Origin of the sequence: Antrihabitans stalactiti (genome assembly GCF_012932915.1) — a bacterium.
GTDB lineage: Bacteria > Actinomycetota > Actinomycetes > Mycobacteriales > Mycobacteriaceae > Antrihabitans > Antrihabitans stalactiti.
In genome coordinates this window covers 185,456-208,849 of the sequence record NZ_VCQU01000001.1, presented here as the reverse complement: position 1 = coordinate 208,849, position 23,394 = coordinate 185,456, and the positions used below count along the sequence as shown (strand labels likewise).

The following is a 23,394-nucleotide window of genomic DNA, read 5'->3' as shown; positions in this document are numbered from 1 at the left end:
TCTTCTTCGCCGAAGAGAATCCCTGGCCGTCGGAAGGAAGATCGTGCTGCGCACCCACCTGGCAGGCTCGCTACGCACCGAGCACGCAGGACAGACCGTCACCCTCACTGGTTGGGTGGCCCGTCGGCGCGACCACGGCGGCGTGATCTTCATCGATCTCCGCGACGCGTCCGGCGTTTCGCAGGCAGTGTTCCGTGAGGGCGAGCCTGCGACGCAGGCCCATCGCCTGCGCGCCGAGTACTGCGTCCGCGTGACCGGCGTCGTCGAAAACCGTCCGGCAGGCAACGAGAACACCGAGATCCCGACCGGCGCGATCGAGGTCAACGTGACCGAGCTCGAAGTACTCAACGAGAGCGCGCCGTTGCCGTTCCAGTTGGACGAGCACCCAGGCGACGAGGCTCGGCTCAAATACCGCTACCTGGACCTGCGCCGCGAAGGACCAGGCAGCGCGATCCGACTGCGGTCGAAGGTGAACGCGGCCGCGCGGTCGGTGTTGGCCGAACACGAGTTCGTCGAGGTCGAGACGCCGACGCTGACGCGGTCCACGCCGGAAGGCGCACGCGACTTCCTGGTGCCCGCGCGTTTGCAGCCTGGCACGTTCTACGCGTTGCCGCAGAGCCCGCAGCTGTTCAAGCAGCTGCTGATGGTCGGCGGGATCGAGCGGTACTACCAGATCGCCCGGTGCTACCGCGACGAAGACTTCCGCGCCGACCGTCAGCCCGAGTTCACTCAGCTCGACATCGAGATGAGCTTCGTGACCGAGGACGACGTCATCCTCCTCGCCGAGGAGATTCTCGCTGCGCTGTGGAAGCTCGTCGGCCACACGATCGACACTCCGATCGCCCGCATGACGTATGCGGAGGCCATGCGGCGCTTCGGCAGCGACAAGCCGGACCTACGTTTCGGCGTCGAAATCGTCGAGTGCACGGACTATTTCAAAGACACCCCGTTCCGCGTGTTCCAGGCGCCGTACGTCGGCGCGGTCGTCATGCCGGGCGGCGCGAGCCAGCCGCGGCGCCAGCTCGATGCCTGGCAGGAGTGGGCAAAGCAACGTGGCGCGCGTGGTCTGGCGTACGTGCTGGTTGCCGAGGACGGGACCCTCGGCGGACCCGTGGCGAAGAACCTGTCCGATGCCGAACGTGACGGCCTCGCCGAGCACGTCGGCGCACAGCCCGGCGACTGCGTCTTCTTCGCAGCCGGACCGGTCAAGGCGCAGCGGGCGTTGCTCGGCGCGGCGCGCGGCGAGATTGCACGCAAGCAGGGACTGATCGACGAAAAGGCGTGGTCGTTCGTCTGGATCGTCGATGCGCCGATGTTCGAGCCCACGTCGGAGGCGGTCGCCGGTGGCGACGTCGCACTCGGACACAGCGCCTGGACCGCCGTGCACCACGCTTTCACCTCGCCGAAGCCGGACTCGTTGGAGACGTTCGACACCGATCCTGGTTCGGCACTGGCGTACGCGTACGACATCGTCTGCAACGGCAACGAGATCGGCGGCGGCAGCATTCGTATCCATCGTCGTGACATTCAGGAACGCGTCTTCAAGGTCATGGGGATCAGCCACGACGAGGCGCAGGAAAAGTTCGGCTTCCTGCTCGACGCGTTCGCCTACGGCGCACCACCGCACGGCGGCATCGCGTTCGGCTGGGACCGCGTCACGGCGCTGCTGGCAGGGGTGGAGTCGATCCGCGAGGTCATCGCGTTCCCGAAATCCGGCGGCGGCGTCGACCCACTGACCGATGCGCCCGCAGCGATCACCCCGCAGCAGCGCAAGGAATCCGGCATCGATTTCAAGCCCGAGCCGCGCACCTGAGCTGCGGAGATCGCCATGCTGCACTTGCGAGTTATAACTCCGACCCGGCACACGGATGCGGTACTGAAGATCCTGCTGGACCACTGCGGCGTCACGCATGTCGTGATCTCTCGCGGGGCGGCACTCGAACCCGAGGGCGATTCGGTGACCGCCGATGTGGCGCGAGAATCCGCCAACGAGATCCTGGACCAGATCGAAGCGATCGGCATCAAAGAGTTCGGCGGAATCACCTTGCATCCGCTTGAAACGGTGCTGTCCGACGCTGCCTTTCGCGCCGAGGAAGAGGCTCCAGGGGATCCGGGCGACGCTGTCGTGTGGGAGGAGTTGCTCTCGCGAACGCGCCAGGACTCCACGCTGACGCTGACGTTTCTCGCGTTCCTGACGATTGCGTGTCTGCTTGCCGCGGTCGGCGTTGTGACCGACTCGCCCGTCACGGTCGTCGGCGCGATGGTGGTCGGTCCCGAGTTCGGACCGCTCGCCGCGTTGGCCGTCGCACTGTTTCGTCGCAAGTTCAGCTTGGCGAGGCGATCGTTGATCGCTTTGCTCGTCGCTTTTCCTGTTGCGATGGCAGTCACGGCCGCAGGCGCATGGATCTGCGAATGGATCGGCTGGATAACGTTGGATTCCATCAAGAACGTCCAGCAGGTCGATTTCATTTACGACGTCGGCCCGTTTTCGTTCGTGGTGGCATTGTTGGCCGGTGCAGCGGGAATGCTATCGGTGGTCACGTCGAAATCTGCTGCACTGGTCGGCGTATTCATCTCTGTGACAACAGTTCCCGCAGCGGGATTTGCGGTCGTAGCTGCGACGGTGGGTGAGTGGCGCCTCGCCGCTGAGTCGTCGTTTCAGCTCGCCGTCAATCTCGTGGGCATCGTGATCGCCGGCGTGTTCGTCCTCATGCTGCGACCCGCGCAGGGCGACGAAGAACCCGTGTATCGCAGACTGTTTCGCCACCCGCTGAAGTAGCGACACGCGCCCGTTAGGGGGCAGTCAATTTGCTGCGCGAGAAGGTCAGGATTGCGTCAAGGAACCGGCCGGCGGCATCCGGGCGTTCGAGACTGGCCATGTGACACTTCTCGAAATTCTTCCTTCGCTGCGCGGGGCAACGACGCCGCGGCTCGATCCGGCCGTATGGCCGGCGACGACGCATTGTCGGCACGGACGCATCACCGTCGGCGGCATTTCGCTGGACGAAATCGCGGATCGTTTCGGTTCGCCGACCTACGTCATCGACGAATGGAGCCTGCGCGCCGCGCGAACACTGCGTGGCGGCCCTCGCGACGCAGAGGTCCTCCGTAGCACCAGTTCGCTGCTGTCGACCACCGCCGCGCGCTTGGTGGCACGGCACGGACTGTCGCTCGTGGTGCACTCGGCGCACGAATCCGCGGTCGCACGCAGAGCAGGCGTGGACCCCGCCCGACTGGTCCTCGTTGCCGATTCCGCGGACTGTGTATCCGCCGGACCGGTCGGCCGCATTGTCGTGGAAGCCACCATGTCGCTGGAAGCCATCGCTGTAGTCGCAACGACGCTCGATGTAGTCGGGGTGCGCTGCGATGCCTGGCCGGTTCCGGACGACATCTACGAACAGGTGCTGACGGCGGTCGCAGTGATGTGCGACGCGCAACGCGAACACCAGGTCCAGATGGCGGAACTACATGTCGGCATCGCTACCCGGGGAGTTCCGCCCGGCGCCGACCTCGGGATTGCGCTGGAGAACGCGATCGATGATGCGTGTATTCGCAACCGCATTGGGCGACCACACATTTCGGTGGATTTCGGCGAATCGATGACGGCACGAGCCGCGGTCACGGTGAGTCGTGTGCACTCCGTCGGCCGCGGCATCGACGGTCGCCCGGCGGTCGTCCTCGCGGGCAGTGCTGAGATGCTGCCCCGACCCGTAAGAGGTGAGTTGGCGGCTGCGGCAGTCGTCAATCGGCACCCGCTCGGCATGACCGATACCTTCTCGATCATCGGTGTCAACGGCGCAACTGAGTTCTCCGAAGTCGCTCTGCCGCAGAATATTCGGCCTGGTGATGTGCTCGCGCTGGTCAGCCGCGACGGAAGCGACCTACTTGCATCGTCGAACGCGGTCGCCGTCAACGGCGGTGACGTGCGGCGAATGCATCGTTAGACGTCGATTTGCGATCCCATGATCACGGTGCGTTCGCGTGGCAGGCCGAAGTACTCGGCGGCGTCCGCCGTGATGTAGGACGTGGCGATGAACAGATGCTTGCGCCATGCCGCCATCGTCGGTTCCGGCCCCATCTTCAGTTCGATCTTCGACAGGAAGTACGAGGCATCGTCGATCGAGATCGCGCCTTCGGTTTGGGCGGGGTCGAGTAGTCGCAGCGCGGCGGGGATGTTCGGAGTCTCCATGTAGCCGTACCTCGCCGCCACATGGATGATCCCGTCGTGCACATAGCCGAGGCTGTCGACGTTGGTTCGGTCCGCGTCGAGAACACGAGGCACCGGCTGCGTCTCGATCGACAGGATCACGACGTGTTCGTGCCTGACGCGGTTGTGCTCGACATTGGCCCGCATTGCCAGTGGCGCTGTTTGATCCCCACGGTTGAGGAACACCGCAGTGCCCGGGATTCGCAACAGCGGCGGCTCGTACGAGTTGACGTCGTCGATGAATTCGCGCAGCGATCCCTCGGCGTTCTCCCGTGCGCGAGTGACGATGTCGCGACCACGACGCCACGTCGTCATCACCGTGAACGCGGTGAGACCGATCAGCAGCGGCAGCCATGCCCCGTGAACCAGCTTCGTCATGTTCGCGGCGAGGAACATCAAGTCGACGGTCAGCAAGAAGCCGCCGCCGATGACGATCAGCCACAGCGATGTGTGCCACTTGGTTCGAGCGAAGTAGAGAAACAGCAGTGTTGTGATGGTGATCGTGCCGGTCACGGCCATACCGAACGCGAACGCCAAGGCCGCCGAGCTGCGGAACGCGAAAACCAGGGTCAGCACCGACACCATGAGCACCCAGTTGATCCACGGCACGTAGATCTGGCCGATCGTAGATTCCGACGTGTGTGCGATCCGCAGCCTCGGCAGATAGCCGAGTTGAGCAGCCTGCGACGCAACCGAGAATGCGCCCGTGATGACGGCCTGTGAGGCGATGACGGTGGCAGCGGTCGCCAGCAGAACCATCGGCCAGCGTGCCCACTCCGGGGTGAGCAGGAAGAACGGCGCGCTCACTTTGCTTTCATCGCCGAGCACGAGCGCCCCTTGACCGAGGTAGCTCAATACGCACGCGGGCAGAACCAACCCCAGCCAGCCATAGGTGATCGCCTTACGACCGAAATGGCCCATGTCGGCATACAGCGCCTCGGCGCCGGTCACCGACAATACGATCGCCGCCAGCGCGAAGAAGGCGATGCCCAGGTGCCCGAACATGAAGGTCAGCGCGTAGGTCGGGGAGAGTGCTTTCAGGATTTCCGGGTGATCGACGATGCCGCGAACCCCGCACGCGCCGATGGCAAGGAACCAGGTAATCATCACAGGTCCGAACAGGCGACCGACCGCTGCAGTACCGCGCCGCTGGACCGTGAAGAGCACCACGATGATGACGACGGTGATCGGGATGATCAGCTCTTCCAGCCCAGGCTCGACCACCTTCAGCCCTTCGACCGCGGACAGCACGGAAATAGCGGGCGTGATCATGCTGTCGCCGAAAAACAATGCGGCGCCAAAGATTCCGAGGCCGGCCAAAAAGGCTGTCGCGCGCCGCCCACGTGTTCCACCGAGCCGTCGTAGCAGCGTGATCAGAGCCATGATCCCGCCCTCGCCGTCGTTGTCGGCGCGCATCACCAGCGACACATAGGTGAACGTGACGATCGTCATCACCGACCAGAAGATCAGTGACACGACGCCGTATACGTTGTCGGCGTTGATCGGCACCGGGTGCGGGTCGGAGGGGCTGAACACCGTCTGGATCGTGTAGATCGGGCTGGTACCGATGTCGCCGAAGACGACGCCGAGCGCGCCGACAACGACCGCGGCACGTACCGCTTCTCGTCTACCGCCTGCTTCCACTATGGCTCCTTGTTCGGGGTCGCGAACCATCGTGCCGCGCCATCGACTGCGTCGACGGTTCTTTACGCGATCCTTATGGGTGCTGCTTGTCAGGCCGGCGATACCGGCCCACGCACGAGCACGCGGTAGGCGTACGTGGAAGCAATCAGCGTGACCGGCGCGGTCACGAGCAAGCCGAGGAGACACGGGATTGCGGCCAGAAGGTTGATCCCGATGCAGGTCAGTGCGAGCAGCAGCAGCTGGCCGACGTTGCGCGACGTGAGCTGGTAGCTCGATTTGATTGCGGTGACCGCATCTTGGTCACGGTCGATGACGAACTGCAGCGTGAAGTAGGTGAGAAAACTGATGACGATCCCCGGGATGATGCACAGCACGAGGCCGATGACGATCACGACACCGACGATGATGGCGGCGAGCACGACGATCCCGAGGTTGCGGACCATCAGGAACGAGGCGAAATCGGGTTTGCGGCCGTCGACCTCGTTGATCGAGCCCTGCACGAACGCTGCCTGAAGCAAGACCCCGAGCAGGAAGCTGACCAGGGTGGTCACCGCGCTGAGTAACAGCGATGGCCTTGTCGGTCCCACCGAGGCGTCGACGAAGTCGAGGTAGGGGTTCAATCCGCCGGTCGGGAGTTGAATCGCGATGTTGACGATGATCGCGCCGAGTGTCACCGCAATCCAGAGGCCGGCATTGTTCTTGAACTTGTTCCAGCCGTACCTGAGAGCATCACCAACAGCGAAGGTCGGCGCCGGCGCTACGTATCCGCTGTAGTCGGACATGCAGGTCCTTAACACTCGGGATCGGTTGCGCCGATCGTTCGTAACTCACATCGGCGGCCGATGTCGTTCGTTAACGTTGCGCCTGCTCTGGCGGAATTCGACTTGAAGGGTGTTCTCTGCGAACGGCCATAGTGAACCGGTGCAGGTAGGTTGGACGGTGATGAGCGCACTAGTGGCAGATCGCGTCGCAGCGGTCGTAGCGGCAGCGCAGACCTTGCTTGCCAAAAGAATGGGCGGCCGGGTCAAGCTGGTCGATCCCGTGGAATTGGGCGGCAGCGGGCGCACCACCGTCTTACGGGTTCGCGTTGCAGACAATTCGTACTCGCTGCCTCGCACACTGATCGTCAAGCAATCGCGGATATCGGCAGGTGAACAGTCCGCCGCCGGTTCCGAGCCAGGTGTAGCCAGCATCGATTCCGCATTCCTGCGCGAGGCAGTGTCCTACCAGTTCGCCACCGCGCTTGCCCGCGATCACCGCCCAGGTCCGGACCTGTTGGCCCACGATCTGGATGAACGACTGCTGATTCTCACCGACCTCGGTGCAGGTGTCCGCATGACCTCGGTCCTTCGCGGCAACGACGAATCGATTGCCGAGAATTCGTTGATGGCATTTGCGCAGGCACTGGGCCGAATGCATGCTGCGACGGTCGGTCGTGAATCGGATTTCGTCGCGCTGCTTCGGCGCGCCGAGCTTGCCCATCACACCGACGCCGTCGCCGCTCAGGCGAAGGTGGCGGTCGCGCGCGTGCCGAAGCTGCTGGAGCAGAACCTCGGCATTGCGGTGCCGGACGAGGTATTGGAGGCGTCGCGGCGCTGCGAGTTGCTGTTCACGAATGGGCGGCTGCGCGCGTTCAGTCCGTCGGATCTGTGCCCTGACAACGTGATCGTCAACGACGACGGGGTGCGCTTCCTCGACTACGAGTGGGGTGGGTTCCGTGATGCTTCGCTCGACATCGCCTATGCCCTCGTGTCGTTCCCCGGCTGCCTGTGCCACGTGGAGCTGCCGGCCGATCGCGCTCAAGCGATGATCGAGGCGTGGCGGTCCGAAGTTGTGGGTGTGTGGCCATTCCTTGCCGACGATGCGACCCTGCAGCGCAAGATGCTCAATGCCCAACTGGCGTGGGTGTGGCTCACAACCGATTGGTTTCTGCCTGACGACCACGCCCGGATCGCGGCGGTGCGCGAGCACGGAATGTCGGTTCCACGTTCGGTCGCGCTGCTGTCGAGGTGGGCGGCCCTCGCCGAAACAGCTGCAGCTGCGGAGAATTCCGCGATCGCGGACTTCGCCGAGAGTGTCACCTCCGCGCTGGAGACGAGGTGGTCACTCAGCTAGTGATTCCAGTTTGGTGAGCAGAAACTGGCGCTCGACCTCGTTCTCGGTGAGCAGGAGTGCGGACTCGTACGCGTCGTAGGCTTCCGAGGTCCGACCGAGCTCGCTCAAAAAATGCGCGCGGGACGCCTCGAAATACCCGTAGGCGGCGAGAGCAGGTTCGCCTGCGAGCGCGTCGAGCAACGCGAGTCCCTTGGCGGGCCCGTCCGCAAGTCCCGCCGCTACAGCGTGATTGAGGTACACAACCGGCGTCGGCCAGATGCGCAGCAAGTTGTTGTACATCGCGGTGATCGCACGCCAATCGGTCTGTTCATAACTCGGCGCGTTGGCATGCATCGCGGCGATCGCGGCCTGCAGGGTGTAGCGGTCGGCGCAGACGACGCCCCGCAACAGCGCAGTGCCTTCAGCGATCGCCGCACTGTCCCACAACGAGCGGTCCTGTTCTTCGAGGGTCAACATCCGGCCGTCCGGAGCGGTCCGCGTGGCGCGACGGGAATCGGTGAGCAGTATCAGCGACAGCAGGCCCGTGACCTTCGAATCGGACGGCACCAGCACATGCATCATCCGAGCCAACTGCACCGAGCGGTCGACGAGGTCGTCGCGCACCAACGCCGAACCCGACGGCGCGGTGTGTCCGGTCGTGAACAGCAGATGGATAACGGCGCAGATGGCGTCGAGACGTTCCGGTAGTTCCTGCGCGGACGGCACGCGGTACGGAATTCGTGCGATCGCAATCTTTTTCTTGGCGCGGGTGATTCGGGCCGCCATCGTCGACTCGCTGGTCAGAAATGCCCGAGCGACTTCCGCTGTCGTCACGCCGCACATCAGCCGCAGCGTCAGCGCGACCTGCGCATCTTTCGACAACGCGGGGTGACAGCACGTACAGATGAGCCGGAGGCGGTCGTCGGGAATGGCGTGCGCGGCATCGAGTCCGGCCAAGGCCAGGTCAGCGGTGTCGGCGGGCGAATCGTCGTCGACCAGCAGCGGCAGCCTTCGCTGCAAGGCCGTCTCGCGGCGAAGCAGATCGAGGCCGCGCCGGTGCGCGACCGTCGTCAACCACGCACTCGGGTTGTCGGGAATGCCCTGTTTCGCCCAGTCGATCAGGGCGCGTGCGTAGGCGTCCTGCACGCATTCTTCGGCGAGGTCCAGGATGCGCGTGAGACGCACCGTCGCGGCGAGCACGAATGCCCACTCACGACGATGCGCCTCCGCGACAGCCGCCGCGACGTCCGGTCGACTCGGCACCGACGTTCGGCTATTCGAAGACCATGATCGGTCGAACTTCGACGCCGCCGAACCGAGCCGGTACCTGCTTGGCAAGTGCGATCGCGGCATCGAGATCGGGCGCTTCGAGCAGGTAGTAGCCGCCCAAGGCTTCCTTGGCCTCGGCGAAGGGTGCGTCTGTTACTTCGATATCGCCTGAGCTGTTCTTCCGGATCGACGTCGCGGTTGCCGTTGGCTGGAGCGCGTTGCCGCCCACGATCGCCGCGCCCGCGTTTTCGGCGAAGATGGTGTGCTCTTTGCCGATCTCTGCCCAGATATCCGCGCCGCCGTTCGCGTAGCCGGACTCGTCTTCGTAAATGAGAACCAGGTATTGCGCCATGTCGAGCTCCTTGGTCTTGTGAATCTGATTCGGGTGAATTCGATCGCGTGGTTCCAGATATCGGGCCTCGCTACCAATCCCGACGAACGAGGTTGCGCGGGATCGACAGGCGACGGAAATAATCTTTCCAGTTCTTCAGGCGTGTGTTCCCAGCTCGGCGGGAACCGCTCTGCGGAGCGCCGCGGTGACAGTGGATACGGCGGGGTGCGCATCGGCTCCAGCGCGGTACGCGATCATGGTGCGCCGCCGAATCTGTAACCGAGTGAGCACCACGTCGGCAGGCGGATCCACCGCGCCGAGCTGGGGAATCAGTGCAACACCCTGCCCTGCGGCGACCATCGCCAGGACGGTCGCGAACTCGTCGATGTGGTGGCGTTCTCGGGGTGTGAAGCCGTTGGCCTGACAGGCCCGGACCGTCATGGCATGGCACGCGGTGCCGACGATCGACGTGATCCAGGGGAGGTCCTTGCATTCGCTGATGGCTTCTTTGCCGGAAGTGCTTGCCAGATAAACGGACTCGCTGCACAGCGGCAGGGTCGTCAGTCCCGGCTCGGTCGGCAGCGGTACGAAGTCGTAGTCGTGAATGAGCGCAAGGTCGAGGTCGCCGGCCCGCAGCGCATCTGCGACATCGGCGGGGTCGATCTCCGACACCATCGGTTCGAGACCGGGATGCTCGCGGCCGAGCGTCAGCAACGCGGTCGGAAGAATTGCGCGTGCCGCGGTCGGGAACGTGCCGATTCGTAGCGAACCTGCAAGGCCCTGGCGGGCGTCGATCAGCTCGCCCGCCGCCTGCTCGAGCCGTTGCAGCACCACCTCGGCATGTCCGGCAAGGTTGCGGCCCGCGGGGGTGAGGCGCACTCGTCGCCCGGTCCGTTCCAGTAGCGGCACTCCGGCTTCGCGTTCGAGGACGGCCAATTGCTGGGACACAGCGGACGGGCTGAAAGACAGGGCTTCGGCGACCGACGCGATGGTGCCACGGAGGGCGAGTTCACGGAGAAGCCGAAGACGGCGAACGTCGAGCATCGGATTAGCTTACGCTTTAGTGCATAAATGCGAACTAGACCTGCATGATCGTCCAAGGCAGGCTAGGAGCCATGAGCGCCTTGCATGGAATTTTCGTTCCCCTGATCACGCCGTTCGCCACTGACGGATCGGTCGCGTTTGACGCGTTGGAGCAGCTCGCGCGCGACGTGCTGGCCGACGGTGCGACCGGGATCGTCGCCCTCGGGACGACGGCAGAGTCTGCCGCGCTCGATAATGACGAGCGGCGAGCGGTCGTCGACGTGTGCACTCGGGTGTGTCGCGAGCATCGTTCGACGTTGATTGTCGGCGCCGGTGCCAATGACACTCGGGGGAGCGCGGCTGCGCTGGCCGCTCTCGGTCCTGAAGTGAGCGCCGCGATGGTTCCGGTGCCCTATTTCACGAGGCCGACACCTGCCGGTGTGGTCGCGCATTTCAGTGCCTTGGCCGCGGTCAGTCCGGTGCCACTGATCGTCTACCACGTTCCCTACCGGACCGGCCTGGACCTCGACGCGGACTGTCTGCGGGCCTTGGGTGGACTGCCCGGCGTTGTCGGAGTGAAGTACTCGGCCGGCGGCATCGACGGGGACGCAATCGATTTGCTGAGCGACCCGCCACGCGACTTTGCGGTGTTGGCCGGCGACGACGCATTCGTGTCGCCATTCCTGGCGCTCGGCGCGTCCGGCGGCATCCTCGCCTCAGCGGTTCTCGCTACCAGGCAGTTCGTCGAGTTGGCCGACGCGTGGTCCGCCGGTGACGTCGCCCGCGCCCGCGAGCTCGGTCACCGCTTGACCCCACTCTCCGCCGCGGCCTTCGCCGAACCCAATCCCACGGTGATCAAGGGCGTTCTGCACGCGCAAGGCCGCATTCCCACCCCCGACGTTCGGCTGCCTCTTCTGCCTGCTCGGCAAGCCAGCGTCGACGCTGCCCTAATGCTGCTCCCGCGATTGGCGGGCGCGGTCCAGTAGGAACGCTCGTTCGCGTTCGTTGCGGGTCAGCTCGGCCGCCTTTTCGAACTCGGTGCAGGCGTCGTCGTAGCGGCCAAGCTTGAAGAGCAGATCACCGCGGACGCTCGGCAGCAGGTGGTAGCTCTTCATCGACGGCAGGTCGACCAGCTGGTCCACGACCGCGAGCCCCGCAGCCGGACCGTGCGCCATCGACAGCGCGACCGCGCGGTTCAGCTCGATGATCGGAGATGGTTCGAGGGCGGCGAGCTCTTCGTAAAGGCCGGCGATGCGCTCCCAGTCCGTGTCGTCCGCCGTCCGGGCGCGGGCGTGGCAGGCCGCGAGCGCCGCTTGCAGCGTGTATTTCCGGCGTGGTCCGAACGACTCGGCACGGTCCAGCGCGGTGAGCCCGCGTCTGATCAGAATGTGGTCCCACTGCGCGCGGTTCTGTTCGAGCAACAGCACGGGTTCGCCTGCCGCGTTCGTTCGGGCAGCGGTCCGCGAGGCCTGGATTTCCATCAACGCGACCAAGCCGTGGACTTCCGATTCGTCGGGCATCAATCCCGCAAGAATGCGACCGAGTCGCAAGGCCTCGGCACACAGCTCGGGACGCATCCAGTCGTCGCCGGCGGTCGCGGAGTAACCCTCGTTGAAGACGAGGTAGATCGCTTCGAGGACCGAATCGAGCCTGGCAGGCAGTTCGGCGCGTTCGGGCACTTCGAAAGGCACTTTCGCGTCGGCGAGCGCGCGTTTCGCCCGGACGATGCGCTGAGCGACGGTCGCTTCCGAGATCAGGAATGCTCGCGCGATCTCACCGGTCTTCAGTCCGCCGAGCAGCTTGAGGGTCAGCGCTACACGCGCTTCCGTCGAGAGAACCGGATGGCACGAGATGAACATCAACCGCAGCAGGTCGTCCTCGATGTGATCCTCGAGAGCCGCATCGAATTCGGTTGCACTCGGCTGCGTTTCGAGGTCACGAGCGATTTCGGTGTGCTTGCGTTCCAGCACCTCTTGCCTGCGGAAGCGGTCGATCGCGCGTCGCTTGGAGATCGCCATCAACCATGCCCCGGGGTTGCGCGGAACGCCGGACTCGGGCCACTGCTCCAACGCGGCGACGAGCGCATCCTGCGCCAATTCCTCCGCGAGCCCGACGTCGTGCACCATCCGCGTCAGGCCGGCGATCAGTCTGGCGGATTCGATCCGCCAGACCGCGTCGATCGACCGATGTGTCTCGTCAACGGTTGCCGTCACCCCATGCAGGTTAGGCGAAGTCGGACGCCTCCGTGACTGGCCGGACCTCTACTTCGATCTCGTCGAAGCAGGCGCCGAAGCGGTGCGACCATTCGAGCGCTTCGTCCATGGACCGCACATCGAGCATGACGAACCCGGCAATGACCTCTTTGGCCTCGGCGTACGGTCCGTCGGTGACGGTCCGTCCGCCGTCTTTGTAGACGACCTTGACCCCATGCTTCGGGTGGCGCAGACCCTCACCGGCCAGTAGCACTCCGGCGTTGTTCATCTCCGTCAGCAAGCCATCCATCTTCGCCATGAACTCGGGCGGCGGCGGGTTGGTCTTGTCGTAGTAGTTGTCGGTCTTGTGCACGATCATGAATCGCATCGGATTCTCCTGTCTCGGTTGGGTCCTTCACCGAAGCGTCGAACAAGCACCGACGATATCGACACGTGGTGAGCCGTTTGTCGGGCGCGCGGTAGCGTCGAACCTGTGCGCGAAGAGGCTGGGCTGTTCGACGAGCCGTCCGAACCTGCCGACGACCTGTATCGAGCCCAACCGGGCGCGCCCCTTGCTGTCCGGATGCGGCCGGCGAGCTTGGACGAGGTGGTCGGGCAGGAACACCTGCTCGGCGAGGGAAGTCCGTTGCGACGCCTCGTCGAAGGGTCCGGCGCGGCGTCGGTCTTGCTCTACGGACCGCCCGGCACCGGCAAAACCACTCTTGCGTCGCTGATTTCGCAGACCACCGGTCGAAGGTTCGAAGCGTTGTCCGCGTTGTCGGCCGGGGTGAAGGAGGTCCGGGCGGTCATCGACCTTGCCCGACGACGCCTGACCGCCGGCGAGCAGACCGTTCTGTTCATCGACGAGGTCCATCGGTTCTCGAAGACGCAGCAGGATGCGCTGCTCGCGGCGGTCGAGAATCGGATCGTGCTGCTGGTCGGTGCGACGACGGAGAACCCGTCGTTCTCGGTGGTGTCGCCGCTGTTGTCACGGTCGCTGGTGCTGCAGCTCCAACCGCTGACGGAAGCAAATCTGCGCACCCTGCTCGATCGCGCCGTCGCGGATCCGCGGGGTTTCGGTGGCTCGGTGACGGTGTCCGACGATGCAGCCGAGCACCTGCTGCGCGTGGCTGCCGGTGACGCGCGCCGACTGCTGACCGCGCTGGAAGCAGCTGCGGAGGCAGCCCCGAACGGTGCGATCACGCTCGAGCTCGTCGAAGCCAGCGTCGACAAGGCTGCGGTCCGCTACGACCGTGCCGGCGACCAGCACTACGACGTGATCAGCGCGTTCATCAAGTCGATGCGCGGGTCCGATGTGGACAGCGCGTTGCATTACCTGGCGCGCATGTTGACCGCGGGGGAGGACCCACGGTTCATCGCCCGGCGGTTGGTGATCCTCGCCAGCGAGGACATCGGCATGGCCGACCCGACGGCGCTGCAGACGGCGGTCGCTGCGGCGCAGGTCGTCGCGTTGATCGGCATGCCCGAGGGGCAACTTACGTTGGCGCACGCCACGATTCACCTTGCGACGGCACCCAAGTCGAACGCAGTGACCACTGCGCTCGGCGCTGCGATGGCCGACGTCTCCGCAGGCAAAGCCGGCTCGGTCCCGCCGCATTTGCGCGACGGTCACTATGCGGGAGCAGCGAAGCTCGGCAACGCCGTCGGCTACCGATACCCACACGACGACCCGGACGGTGTTCTGGCGCAGCAGTATCCGCCCAACGAGATCGTCGGTGTCGACTATTACAAGCCCACCGACCACGGCCTCGAACGCGAAATCGGCCGGCGGGTCGAGAAGCTGCGACGGATCATCCGCGGCTGACACTCCATAACCGTGCGCGAGTTTCACCCCTGGGAGGGTGAGACTCGCGCACGGGGTTCAGGCTTTGAAGAAGCTCACCAATGTCTCAGTCATCGGCTTCGGCTTGATCATGTGCGTCTGCTTCGGAACTTCGATCACGACAGAGCCGGGAATGACGGCAGCCGTTCCGCGCACGGCCTTTTTGAGCTTGGCGGGACTCGCGCCGCCGCCGATGACCGCACACGGCATCGTGATCGACTTTCCGGCATCGGCGGGCGCCTTCCACGCGGACCGCTCGGCGAACGAAATGTCGTATGGCAGCGTGTGCGCAACCGTGCGAGTGCTGTTCCAGCCTTTGCGCATCACCGTCTTCATCAAAAGCATGAAGATGGATGGCACGCCGATCAGGTCGACCATGAAATACCGCACCATGTCGCCGCGACGGTCCTGGGCTAGCAGTTCCTGCAAATGCGCGACCGCGTCGGCGGGCGGCTTCGCGTCGGTATCGTCGACGACGGTCAGCGGCGCTTCGAACAACGCGACCTTCGCTGGGCGCAGCCCGTTCTGGATGGCGTACATGATCACGATTGCGCCCGAGGAGAATCCGCAGATGTAGGGCGACCCACCGGCCGCTTCGACGACGGCTTCGAGATCCTCGAGCTCGCGCTCGTTGGCGTAGGGCTGGGTGTCGGTGCTCTCGCCGCGACCGCGGCGGTCGTAGGCGTAGACCGTGAAATGTTTCGCTAGCTCGGGCAGCAGCGTTGGCGTGACGCCGGCCGCGCGCCAGCAGAGGGCGCCGTCGACGAGCACGAGTGCGGGGCCGCTACCGGCCGATTCATAGGCAATGGTGGTGCCGTCCTTGGACGTGACTGTCGGCATTGTGGCTCCTGTAGCTGATCGGTATCGGATTCACCTACGCGTCGACCGAGACAGCGCGGTTTCGACAGTCGGTCAGAACTTTGTTGGCCGGGTCAGTGCGTCGACGCCGCCGTCGATCATGAATTGCGCTCCGTGCACGAAACCCGCCTGCGGACCGAGCAGGTACAGAATCAGGCTGGCGATCTCGTCGGGCGTGCCTCGACGGGGGATCGGGGCCGTGAAGTTGCGGATCGCTTCGCCGAAGCGTGGATCGTCCAGACCGCCTTGTAGCAGCGGCGTGTCGATGGAGCCTGGCGCGACGGTGTTGAGGCGAACTCCTGCTCCGGCCCACTCCGCCGCCCGCTTGCGGACGTTTACTGTCACCGCATTCTTCGACCACGCATACGCGAGCGCACCGCCGTACTCGCCGGCTGCTGCGAGCGCGGCGTCCTCACCGCCGGCCGCAATCGGGTTTTCGTCCCAGGTCACGTGCGTAGATGCCACCGAAGAGACCACTACTGCAGCCGGGTTCGCGCCCTTTTGCAATGCCGGGAAGAGCCCGTCGAGCAGCGCGACGGTGCCGTGATAGTTCACTGCGATGATCAGACGTGGGTCGGGGACGTGCGGTCCGAGGCCGGCGCACAACACCACTCCATCGAGCACGCCGCCACAACGGTCCAACACCGCGTCGACCGCGCTCTGTGCACCTTCGCTCGAGCTCAGATCGGCGATTATGTCGGCGTCACGTAAGTCGACGCCGACGACCTCACTTCCGGCTGCTCGCAACGCGTTCGATGTGGCCGCGCCGATCCCCGACGCAGATCCCGTAACGACAACAGTCATTCGTCCTTCGTAGCAGGGCTCGATCATCCGACTCACGAGGGCCCGTCGACGAGGACGCAGCGAGTTCCCGAATAGATCGTCGGCATGCATTTGTTGCAGTGCGTGCAGAGGGACAGCCGATCGGGTTCGGCTTGGATCCGATGCAGCAGGTCCGGCTCCCGGAGGAGTGCGCGAGCCATCGCGACGAAGTCGAAGCCCTCGGCCATCGCGAGCTGCATGGTCTCCAATTTGGTGATACCGCCGAGCAGGATGAGCGGCAGGTCGACGGCCGCTCGAAATTGCTTGGCCTTGTCGAGCAGGTATGCCTCGCGATACGGATAGCTGCGCATGAATGCAGGTCCGCCGACGCGAAGCCCCCAGCGGAGTGGGCGTGGGAAAGCGTTCGCGAACTCCTTGACCGGCGCATCGCCGGTGAAGATGTACATCGGGTTGAGCAGCGAGCTACCGGCCGTCAGCTCGAGTGCATCGACCGTGCCGTCAGCTTCCAACCACTGACCGACCTGGATCGCCTCGTCCAACTTGAAGCCGCCGGGCACGCCGTCGTCCATGCTGAGTTTCGCGGTGATCGCAATCCGGTCGCCGACTTCGTCGCGGACCGCCCGGGCGATGTCCAACGCCAGGCGGGCGCGGTAGCGCAGCGAGCCGCCGTAATTGTCCTTGCGTCGGTTGAGCCGCGGGCTTAGGAACGCACTGACCAGGTAGTTGTGACCGAAGTGGAGTTCGACGGCATCGAATCCGGAGGACTCGGCGATCCGGGCAGCCGAGGCATGCGCGGCGACCACGCGGGTCAGGTCGGCCGGTCTGGCTTTGCGCGTGACGCGGAAGCCGAGCGGATTCGGAAAATGCCCAGGGGCGAGCGCGGCCGCGCCGTTCGATGCAGCGTTCGCGACCGGTCCGGCGTGACCGAGTTGCGCGCTCACAGCGGCGCCTTCTGCATGGACCGCATCGGTCAGACGGCGAAGTCCGGGACGAGCGTCGTCGCGCATCCAGATCTGGTGTCGATCGGTGCGGCCTTCGGGGGAGACCGCGCAGAACGCGACAGTCGTCATGCCGACACCGCCTTGGGCGTAGCCGCGATGGAAATCGATCAACTTGTCGGTGACCAGCGCGTCGGGAACCGCACCCTCGAAGGTCGCCGACTTGATCACTCGGTTGCGCAACGTGACCGGACCGAGCCGGGCGGGACCGAATACGTCGGTCATGAGCTCAGCCCAGCTACAAGGAAGGTCCGCAATACCTCGACCGGCATTCTGGGGGGCGACGGCCGATCCGAGTAGGGATCTCCGAAGAATTGCAAGACGAGCGTGAAGGCCAATGTCCAGCGCTCGGCGGCAGCCGTGCGCGACAGTTCCGGCCGAGCCGTGCGCAGTAGGTCGACCCACGGATCGATGCGGAACCACTGCCCGGTGAACTGCATTTCCTGATGGCACAACACCATTCGTGCGAGCAAGTTGAGCCGTAGTTGGCCGACCGGATCGTGCGTCAGCTCGGCGAGTGGACCCACGACGATGTCGACGAGCTCCTCGACAGTGGGATTCGCATCGATGCTCGCCAATTGTGCCTGCCAAATCGGCGCCAGGCGTTCCTCGAGCAGTGCCCCAACAAGCCCCTCTTTGGATCCGAAGTGATAGTGAACGGCCGCGGGATTCATTCCGGCCGCACTGTTGATCGCGCGCACCGACACCGCGTCGTAGCCGGATCCGAGCAGCAGCGTCTCGGCGACGGTGAGGAGTCGGTCTCGGGTCGTCTGGTCGTCGGTTTGCTTCGTCACCACATCAGTAGACACCAGTTCAATCATCGAATCAATCACTGATTGAAAACCCGGTCGAAATCGGACATACCAGCGCGGTAACCTGATCTCTTGTGCAGACTCATGAGATCAGGCGCCGTTTCCTGGAGCATTTCGTTCGGGCGGGTCATACCGAGGTGCCGAGCGCCTCGCTGATTCTCAACGACCCCAACCTGCTGTTCGTGAACGCGGGCATGGTCCAGTTCGTGCCGTACTTCCTGGGTCAGCAGACGCCGCCGTTTGCGCGCGCCACCAGTGTGCAGAAATGCGTCCGCACGCTCGACATCGAGAACGTCGGCATCACAACTCGCCACAACACATTTTTCCAAATGGCGGGCAACTTCTCGTTCGGCGATTACTTCAAGCGCGAAGCGATCGAGTTCGCATGGACGCTGCTCACCAACAGCATCGAAGACGGCGGCTACGGGTTCGACCCCGAAAGGCTGTGGGCGACGGCGTATCTCGACGACGACGAGGCGATCGCGCTGTGGAAGGAAGTCGCTGGGATGCCCGACGGGCGCATCCAGCGTCGCGGCATGGCCGACAACTACTGGTCGATGGGCATACCTGGACCATGCGGTCCGTGTTCGGAGATCTACTACGACCGCGGACCTGAGTACGGCGCCGAAGGTGGTCCGGAGGCCGACGAAGACCGCTATATCGAGATCTGGAATCTCGTCTTCATGCAGAACGAGCGCGGCCAGGGGACCGGTAAGGACAACTTCGAAATCCTCGGACCGCTCCCGAAGCAGAACATCGACACCGGCATGGGCGTCGAGCGAGTCGCGTTCCTGCTGCAAGGTGTCGACAACGTCTACGAAACCGATCTCGTCCGGCCGGTGATCACGAAGGCCGAGGAGGTGACTGGGCGGTCATACGGCGTGTCGCACGAAGACGACATCCGCTTCCGCGTCATCGCAGACCACGCACGGACCGCGGCGATGTTGATTGCCGACGGCGTCAACCCGGGCAACGACGGTCGCGGCTATGTGCTGCGACGGTTGCTGCGCCGCATCGTCCGGTCGGCGAAATTGCTCGGCGCGGACCAGCCGACGATGGCCGACTTCATGGCGGTCGTCCGTGATGAGATGTCGCCGTCGTACCCGAACCTCGGGACGGACTTCAAACGCATCGAGACCGTTGCAGTCGGTGAAGAGGTTGCGTTCCGCAAGACGCTCACATCGGGCACGAAGTTGTTCACAGATGCCGTCGACACCGTGAAGAACAAGGGCGGCAAGACGATCGGCGGGACCGAAGCTTTCGCGCTGCACGACACCTACGGCTTCCCGATCGATCTGACCCTGGAGATGGCGGCGGAGGCTGGCCTGTCCGTCGACGAAGACGGCTTCCGGTCGCTCATGGCCGAGCAGCGCAAGCGAGCCAAGGACGACGCGCAGGCACGCAAGCACGCCCACGCCGACCTCACGGTCTACAAGGAACTTGTCGACCGCGGCCCGACGGAGTTCACCGGGTTCACCGAACTGACGTCCGAGGCGCAGGTCCTCGCTCTCATCTCGGGCGGCGTCCGTACGCCGACCGCGGTCACGGGCGACACGGTCGAGGTGATCCTCAACCGCAGCCCGCTCTATGCGGAGTCAGGCGGCCAGATCGCGGACAAGGGCATGATCACGGCCACCGGCGTTCGCGCGCGCGTGGATGACGTCCAGAAGATCGCGAAGAAACTCTGGGTCCACAAGGTGACGGTCGAGGAAGGTCAGCTCACCGAGGGCGACATCGTGCTCGCGTCGGCCGACCCGCTGTGGCGAAAAGGTTCGACGCAGGGCCACTCCGGCACGCACATGGTGCACGCTGCGCTTCGTCAGGTGCTCGGACCGAACGCGGTCCAGGCAGGCTCGCTGAACAAGCCGGGCTACCTGCGATTCGACTTCAACTGGCAAGGGGCCTTGTCGGAAAATCAGCGCGACCAGATCGAAGCGGTCACCAACGACGCGGTGAGTGCCGACTATGCGGTCAACACCTTCGTCACCGATCTGCCGAAGGCCAAAGAGATGGGTGCCCTCGCGCTGTTCGGGGAGAACTATGGCGACGAGGTCCGCGTTGTCGAGATCGGCGGACCGTTCTCCATGGAACTGTGCGGCGGAACGCACGTGGAGCATTCGTCGCAGATCGGGCCGGTCACGTTGTTGGGTGAGTCGTCGGTCGGGTCCGGGGTGCGGCGAGTCGAAGCATTCGTCGGGCTCGACTCGTACAAGTACCTGGCCAAAGAACGGGCGTTGCTCGCCGGCGTCGCTGCGTCGTTGAAGGTGCCCTCGGACGAGGTACCCGCGCGCGTCGAGCAGCTCGTCGAGCGGCTGCGCGTCGCCGAAAAGGAATTGGAAAAGACGAAGGCGGCGGCCGTGCTGTCGAACGCTGGCGCCTTCGTCGAGAAGGCCGAGCGCGTCGGCGGTTTGTTGCTCGTGGCCGAAGCCGCACCGGAGGGTGTCGGAGGCAACGACCTACGGACCCTTGCGATGGACATCCGCGGCAGGTTGGGTGCGCTCGCGGGTGTCGTCGTGCTGCTGGGCAACGCCGACGGCAAGGTCCCGTTCGTCGTCTCGGTCAACAAGCCAGCGCAAGAGCTCGGCCTGAAAGCGGGCGAGCTGGTCGCGAGCTTCGGCCCCGCCATCGCGGGACGCGGCGGTGGCAAGGCCGATATGGCGCAAGGTGCGGGGTCGGACGCGTCGGGAATCCCCGCAGGACTGGCTGCCGTGCGGGCTCGAGTCGCGGAGTTGGCAGGCAATTGAGGGTCGACCCGGACCGCCCCGGAACCGACGATCCCGGCCGCGGGCGACGGATCGGAATCGATGTCGGGAGCGTCCGGATCGGCGTCGCGTCGTGCGATCCTGACGGCATTCTCGCCACTCCAGTGGAAACAGTTCAGCGTTCCAAGGACGAGACCGGAAATGCCCCCGATCTGCGCCGTATCGAAGCGATCGTTTGCGAGTATGAGGCCGTCGAGGTAGTCGTCGGTTTGCCACGAACACTTCGGGGCGCGCATGGTGCCGCGGCCGAAACGGCGGTGCAGTTCGCCGAACGGCTTCGCGAGCGGTTGGCACCGATACCGGTGCGACTGACCGATGAACGGTTGACTACGGTGTCTGCAGCGCGCGCCCTGCGCGAGAGCGGAGTGCGCTCGAAGGGCCAGCGGCACGTCATCGATCAGGCTGCCGCGGTGTCGATTTTGCAAGGTTGGCTCGACGAACGGAGCAATGTGAAGGCACAGGATTCCGGGGGCGACAAGTGAGCTATCCGCCATCTACATCGAGGCCTGGACCGACGCGCATCCATGCGCGCGCCGCGCAGGACGCCGAAAAACGGCGCAAACGCGGCCGCATCGTCCTCGCGCTGTCAGCGATCATCGTGTTGGTTCTCGGTGCGGGTTTCGTCGCGAAACTGCTCGACCTGCCGCCGTTCTTCGACAAGCAGGCCGTGGCGGCCGACTACCCGGGTCCGGGCGGAAAACTCGTCATCGTGCAGGTGCATCCCGGTGATACGGCCGAGAAGATCGCCCAGACGATGGCTGCCAAGGATGTCGTGGCGAGCTGGGAGGCCTTCTACGAGGCCGCAGTGCAGAGCCCGGCGATGAGTGTCATCGAGCCCGGCTTCTACTCGTTGAAAGAAAAGATGTCTGCCGACGAGGCGGTCACGACCATGGTCGACCCCACCTCGCGGGTCGGCAAGTTGGTGATCTCCGAGGGCCGTCAGCTGCACGATTCGCGCGACGTGAACACCGACGCCATCAAAGAAGGCATTTACACCAAGATCGCGAAGGCGAGCTGCTACGGCACGCAACCGCAGAAATGCGTCAACTATCAAGATCTCGATGCGGCGGGGTCCAGCTCGGATCTAGCCGCTCTCGGCGTCCCGGATTGGGCCCTGGCCAGCGTGAAATCGGTGCCGGATCCGAAACGCCAGCTCGAAGGACTCATCGCCGCGGGTAGCTGGGATTTCGACCCGACCGCGTCGCCTATCGACATTCTGAAATACCTCGTGAGCCAGAGCGCCGAGCTCTACGACGAGACCGGAATCAAGACCGCCGGTAAGAACTCCGGCCTCGACCCGTACCAGATGCTCATCGCGGCGTCGTTGACCGAACGTGAATCGCTGCCGGCCGACTTCCCGAAGGTGGCGCGAGTGATCGTCAACCGCCTCAAGGTGAATCAGCCGCTGCAGTTCGACTCGACGGTCAACTACTCGCTGGACACGACGGAAGTCGCGACGACCGACGCCGACCGCGAACGCAAGACGCCGTGGAACACCTACGCAATGGCGGGCTTGCCGGCGACGCCGATCGCCTCGCCGAGCGTCGAGGCTTTGAAGGCGGTGGAGAGTCCGGCGCCAGGCGATTGGCTGTACTTCGTGACGATCGACAAGCAGGGAACCACCTTGTTCACCGCCGACTACAACGAGCACCTGCGCAACATCCAGAAGGCGCTGGATAGCGGGATCCTCGACAGCGGTCGTTAGCGTGGGGCGAAAGGCGGCTGTTCTCGGAAGTCCGATTTCGCATTCGCGATCACCGGACCTGCACCTGGCCGCGTACCGCGCGCTCGGACTCGACGACTGGACCTACGAGCGCATCGAATGCCCAGCGGGTTCGTTGCCTCTGGTCGTGACTGGGTTGAGCGACGACTATGTGGGCCTGTCGGTCACGATGCCCGGCAAGGTCGAAGCGTTGGAGTTCGCCATCGAGCGGACCGAACGTGCCGTGCTCGTCGGGTCTGCGAACACGTTGGTGCGGATCGACGGCGGCTGGCGGGCGGACTGCACCGACGTCGACGGCGTTCGCGGCGCATTGCTCGACGGTGGTGTACCGGATTTGCAGGATGCCTCGGTCGTCGTGATCGGTGCGGGCGGGACTGCGCGCCCTGCGTTGCTGGCTCTTGCCGAACTCGGTGCAACGCGCGTGACGATCGTCGCCCGTGACGCCGAGCGCGCCAAAGGTGCATTGGCGCTGGCAGGCGCGTTGAAGATGACCGGCAACGTCATCGATTTCGCACCCGATCTGCTTGCCGACGCGTGCGCCGACGCCCGTTGCGTGGTGAGTACCGTGCCGTCCGCTGCCGTCGAGAAAGTAGTCGAGTCGGTCGCCACGGCACGGTTCGTGCTCGACGCTATCTACAACCCGTGGCCGACGCCCCTGGCCACCAGCGTGTGTGCCGCCGGCGGCACGGTCGTGAGCGGGTTGTCGATGTTGCTGAACCAGGCATACGGCCAGGTCGAGCAGTTCACCGGCCAGCCCGCCCCACGCGAGGCGATGGCCGCGGCGTTGCCCACTCTCTGATCGCCGAAAGTTATCCACAGACTGATTTTCGCCGCAGATTTGTGCTCGCCGATCCG

General features: G+C 64.7%; 21 protein-coding genes. 10 read left to right on the top strand and 11 right to left on the bottom strand.

Features of this window, described 5'->3' with window-relative positions; all coding sequences use genetic code 11:
• The first annotated feature begins 43 nt into the window (after nt 1–43).
• The 3 genes from aspS to FGL95_RS01020 all read left to right on the top strand — a co-directional run bounded on the left by aspS (nt 44) and on the right by FGL95_RS01020 (nt 3,944).
• Nucleotides 44–1,813 (top strand): aspartate--tRNA ligase, encoded by a 1,770-nt coding sequence (gene aspS / locus FGL95_RS01030; protein ID WP_169584321.1) that lies wholly within the window; start codon nt 44–46, stop codon nt 1,811–1,813.
• 15 nt (nt 1,814–1,828) lie between these two features.
• Nucleotides 1,829–2,779 carry a DUF389 domain-containing protein gene (locus tag FGL95_RS01025; RefSeq protein WP_169584320.1) on the top strand — a complete coding sequence of 317 codons (951 nt, stop codon included), beginning with the start codon at nt 1,829–1,831 and terminating at the stop codon, nt 2,777–2,779.
• A 100-nt stretch (nt 2,780–2,879) separates the two neighbouring features.
• The gene (locus FGL95_RS01020; RefSeq protein WP_169584319.1) at nt 2,880–3,944 is read left to right on the top strand and encodes a diaminopimelate decarboxylase; all 1,065 of its coding nucleotides are present in this window, start codon (nt 2,880–2,882) and stop codon (nt 3,942–3,944) included.
• On the opposite strand, the gene FGL95_RS01015 is transcribed toward FGL95_RS01020, so the two are convergent.
• Both FGL95_RS01015 and FGL95_RS01010 read right to left on the bottom strand, forming a co-directional pair.
• Nucleotides 3,941–5,881: a potassium transporter Kup gene (locus FGL95_RS01015; protein WP_169584318.1), complete on the bottom strand. Its 1,941-nt coding sequence runs from the start codon at nt 5,879–5,881 to the stop codon at nt 3,941–3,943. The genes FGL95_RS01020 and FGL95_RS01015 overlap by 4 nt on opposite strands.
• A gap of 59 nt (nt 5,882–5,940) precedes the next feature.
• Nucleotides 5,941–6,633: a DUF7847 domain-containing protein gene (locus FGL95_RS01010; protein WP_169584317.1), complete on the bottom strand. Its 693-nt coding sequence runs from the start codon at nt 6,631–6,633 to the stop codon at nt 5,941–5,943.
• Between the two features lie 160 nt (nt 6,634–6,793).
• Between FGL95_RS01010 and FGL95_RS01005 the strand changes: the two genes are divergently transcribed.
• On the top strand, nt 6,794–7,966 hold the full coding sequence (locus tag FGL95_RS01005) for a phosphotransferase family protein (protein ID WP_169584316.1): 1,173 nt from the start codon (nt 6,794–6,796) through the stop codon (nt 7,964–7,966).
• On the opposite strand, the gene FGL95_RS01000 is transcribed toward FGL95_RS01005, so the two are convergent.
• From FGL95_RS01000 to FGL95_RS00990, 3 genes are all read right to left on the bottom strand, one after another.
• Nucleotides 7,955–9,208 (bottom strand): RNA polymerase sigma factor, encoded by a 1,254-nt coding sequence (locus FGL95_RS01000; protein WP_338079669.1) that lies wholly within the window; start codon nt 9,206–9,208, stop codon nt 7,955–7,957. The genes FGL95_RS01005 and FGL95_RS01000 overlap by 12 nt on opposite strands.
• A 10-nt stretch (nt 9,209–9,218) precedes the next feature.
• Nucleotides 9,219–9,566, bottom strand: coding sequence for a YciI family protein (locus FGL95_RS00995; RefSeq protein ID WP_169584314.1), 348 nt, complete (start codon nt 9,564–9,566; stop codon nt 9,219–9,221).
• Between the two features lie 135 nt (nt 9,567–9,701).
• Nucleotides 9,702–10,589, bottom strand: coding sequence for a LysR family transcriptional regulator (locus tag FGL95_RS00990; RefSeq protein WP_169584313.1), 888 nt, complete (start codon nt 10,587–10,589; stop codon nt 9,702–9,704).
• 71 nt (nt 10,590–10,660) lie between these two features.
• Between FGL95_RS00990 and FGL95_RS00985 the strand changes: the two genes are divergently transcribed.
• Nucleotides 10,661–11,554 (top strand): 4-hydroxy-tetrahydrodipicolinate synthase family protein, encoded by an 894-nt coding sequence (locus FGL95_RS00985; RefSeq protein WP_169584312.1) that lies wholly within the window; start codon nt 10,661–10,663, stop codon nt 11,552–11,554.
• On the opposite strand, the gene FGL95_RS00980 is transcribed toward FGL95_RS00985, so the two are convergent.
• Together FGL95_RS00980 and FGL95_RS00975 are read right to left on the bottom strand one after the other, a co-directional pair.
• Entirely contained in the window at nt 11,516–12,781 is a 1,266-nt protein-coding gene (locus FGL95_RS00980; protein WP_169584311.1) for a sigma-70 family RNA polymerase sigma factor, read from the bottom strand. The genes FGL95_RS00985 and FGL95_RS00980 overlap by 39 nt on opposite strands.
• Before the next feature lie 10 nt (nt 12,782–12,791).
• A complete protein-coding gene (locus FGL95_RS00975) occupies nt 12,792–13,148 on the bottom strand; it encodes a YciI family protein (RefSeq protein WP_169584310.1) in 357 nt (118 codons plus the stop codon).
• Between the two features lie 105 nt (nt 13,149–13,253).
• Between FGL95_RS00975 and FGL95_RS00970 the strand changes: the two genes are divergently transcribed.
• Nucleotides 13,254–14,585, top strand: a complete 1,332-nt coding sequence (locus FGL95_RS00970) for a replication-associated recombination protein A (RefSeq protein ID WP_169584309.1) — start codon at nt 13,254–13,256, stop codon at nt 14,583–14,585.
• Between the two features lie 57 nt (nt 14,586–14,642).
• Here the strand turns inward: FGL95_RS00970 and FGL95_RS00965 are convergent, their stop codons facing one another.
• The 4 genes from FGL95_RS00965 to FGL95_RS00950 form a co-directional block, all read right to left on the bottom strand.
• Nucleotides 14,643–15,443: an alpha/beta fold hydrolase gene (locus tag FGL95_RS00965; protein ID WP_169584308.1), complete on the bottom strand. Its 801-nt coding sequence runs from the start codon at nt 15,441–15,443 to the stop codon at nt 14,643–14,645.
• A gap of 72 nt (nt 15,444–15,515) precedes the next feature.
• Nucleotides 15,516–16,265, bottom strand: coding sequence for an SDR family oxidoreductase (locus FGL95_RS00960; protein ID WP_169584307.1), 750 nt, complete (start codon nt 16,263–16,265; stop codon nt 15,516–15,518).
• 32 nt (nt 16,266–16,297) lie between these two features.
• Nucleotides 16,298–17,467, bottom strand: coding sequence for an NADH:flavin oxidoreductase (locus FGL95_RS00955; protein WP_169584306.1), 1,170 nt, complete (start codon nt 17,465–17,467; stop codon nt 16,298–16,300).
• Entirely contained in the window at nt 17,464–18,051 is a 588-nt protein-coding gene (locus FGL95_RS00950) for a TetR/AcrR family transcriptional regulator (protein ID WP_338079668.1), read from the bottom strand. The genes FGL95_RS00955 and FGL95_RS00950 overlap by 4 nt, the downstream gene beginning before the upstream one ends.
• A gap of 77 nt (nt 18,052–18,128) precedes the next feature.
• Between FGL95_RS00950 and alaS the strand changes: the two genes are divergently transcribed.
• The 4 genes from alaS to FGL95_RS00930 are packed head-to-tail and all read left to right on the top strand — an operon-like array spanning nt 18,129 to nt 23,338.
• Nucleotides 18,129–20,798: an alanine--tRNA ligase gene (gene alaS, locus FGL95_RS00945; protein WP_169584304.1), complete on the top strand. Its 2,670-nt coding sequence runs from the start codon at nt 18,129–18,131 to the stop codon at nt 20,796–20,798.
• On the top strand, nt 20,795–21,298 hold the full coding sequence (ruvX, locus tag FGL95_RS00940) for a Holliday junction resolvase RuvX (protein ID WP_169584303.1): 504 nt from the start codon (nt 20,795–20,797) through the stop codon (nt 21,296–21,298). The genes alaS and ruvX overlap by 4 nt, the downstream gene beginning before the upstream one ends.
• On the top strand, nt 21,295–22,521 hold the full coding sequence (gene mltG, locus FGL95_RS00935; RefSeq protein ID WP_420838002.1) for an endolytic transglycosylase MltG: 1,227 nt from the start codon (nt 21,295–21,297) through the stop codon (nt 22,519–22,521). The genes ruvX and mltG overlap by 4 nt, the downstream gene beginning before the upstream one ends.
• Nucleotides 22,493–23,338 carry a shikimate dehydrogenase gene (locus tag FGL95_RS00930; protein ID WP_169585177.1) on the top strand — a complete coding sequence of 282 codons (846 nt, stop codon included), beginning with the start codon at nt 22,493–22,495 and terminating at the stop codon, nt 23,336–23,338. Before mltG ends, FGL95_RS00930 begins: the two co-directional genes overlap by 29 nt.
• The last annotated feature ends 56 nt before the right edge of the window (nt 23,339–23,394 follow it).

What these genes read in the sequence shown, in the direction of transcription:
- FGL95_RS01025 (WP_169584320.1), top strand. Translation starts at nt 1,829, where the DNA reads ATGCTGCACTTGCGAGTTATAACTCCGACCCGGCACACGGATGCGGTA.
- FGL95_RS01015 (WP_169584318.1), bottom strand. Translation starts at nt 5,881, where the DNA reads ATGGTTCGCGACCCCGAACAAGGAGCCATAGTGGAAGCAGGCGGTAGA.
- FGL95_RS01010 (WP_169584317.1), bottom strand. Translation starts at nt 6,633, where the DNA reads ATGTCCGACTACAGCGGATACGTAGCGCCGGCGCCGACCTTCGCTGTT.
- FGL95_RS01005 (WP_169584316.1), top strand. Translation starts at nt 6,794, where the DNA reads ATGAGCGCACTAGTGGCAGATCGCGTCGCAGCGGTCGTAGCGGCAGCG.
- FGL95_RS00995 (WP_169584314.1), bottom strand. Translation starts at nt 9,566, where the DNA reads ATGGCGCAATACCTGGTTCTCATTTACGAAGACGAGTCCGGCTACGCG.
- FGL95_RS00990 (WP_169584313.1), bottom strand. Translation starts at nt 10,589, where the DNA reads ATGCTCGACGTTCGCCGTCTTCGGCTTCTCCGTGAACTCGCCCTCCGT.
- FGL95_RS00985 (WP_169584312.1), top strand. Translation starts at nt 10,661, where the DNA reads ATGAGCGCCTTGCATGGAATTTTCGTTCCCCTGATCACGCCGTTCGCC.
- FGL95_RS00975 (WP_169584310.1), bottom strand. Translation starts at nt 13,148, where the DNA reads ATGCGATTCATGATCGTGCACAAGACCGACAACTACTACGACAAGACC.
- FGL95_RS00965 (WP_169584308.1), bottom strand. Translation starts at nt 15,443, where the DNA reads ATGCCGACAGTCACGTCCAAGGACGGCACCACCATTGCCTATGAATCG.
- FGL95_RS00960 (WP_169584307.1), bottom strand. Translation starts at nt 16,265, where the DNA reads ATGACTGTTGTCGTTACGGGATCTGCGTCGGGGATCGGCGCGGCCACA.
- FGL95_RS00955 (WP_169584306.1), bottom strand. Translation starts at nt 17,467, where the DNA reads ATGACCGACGTATTCGGTCCCGCCCGGCTCGGTCCGGTCACGTTGCGC.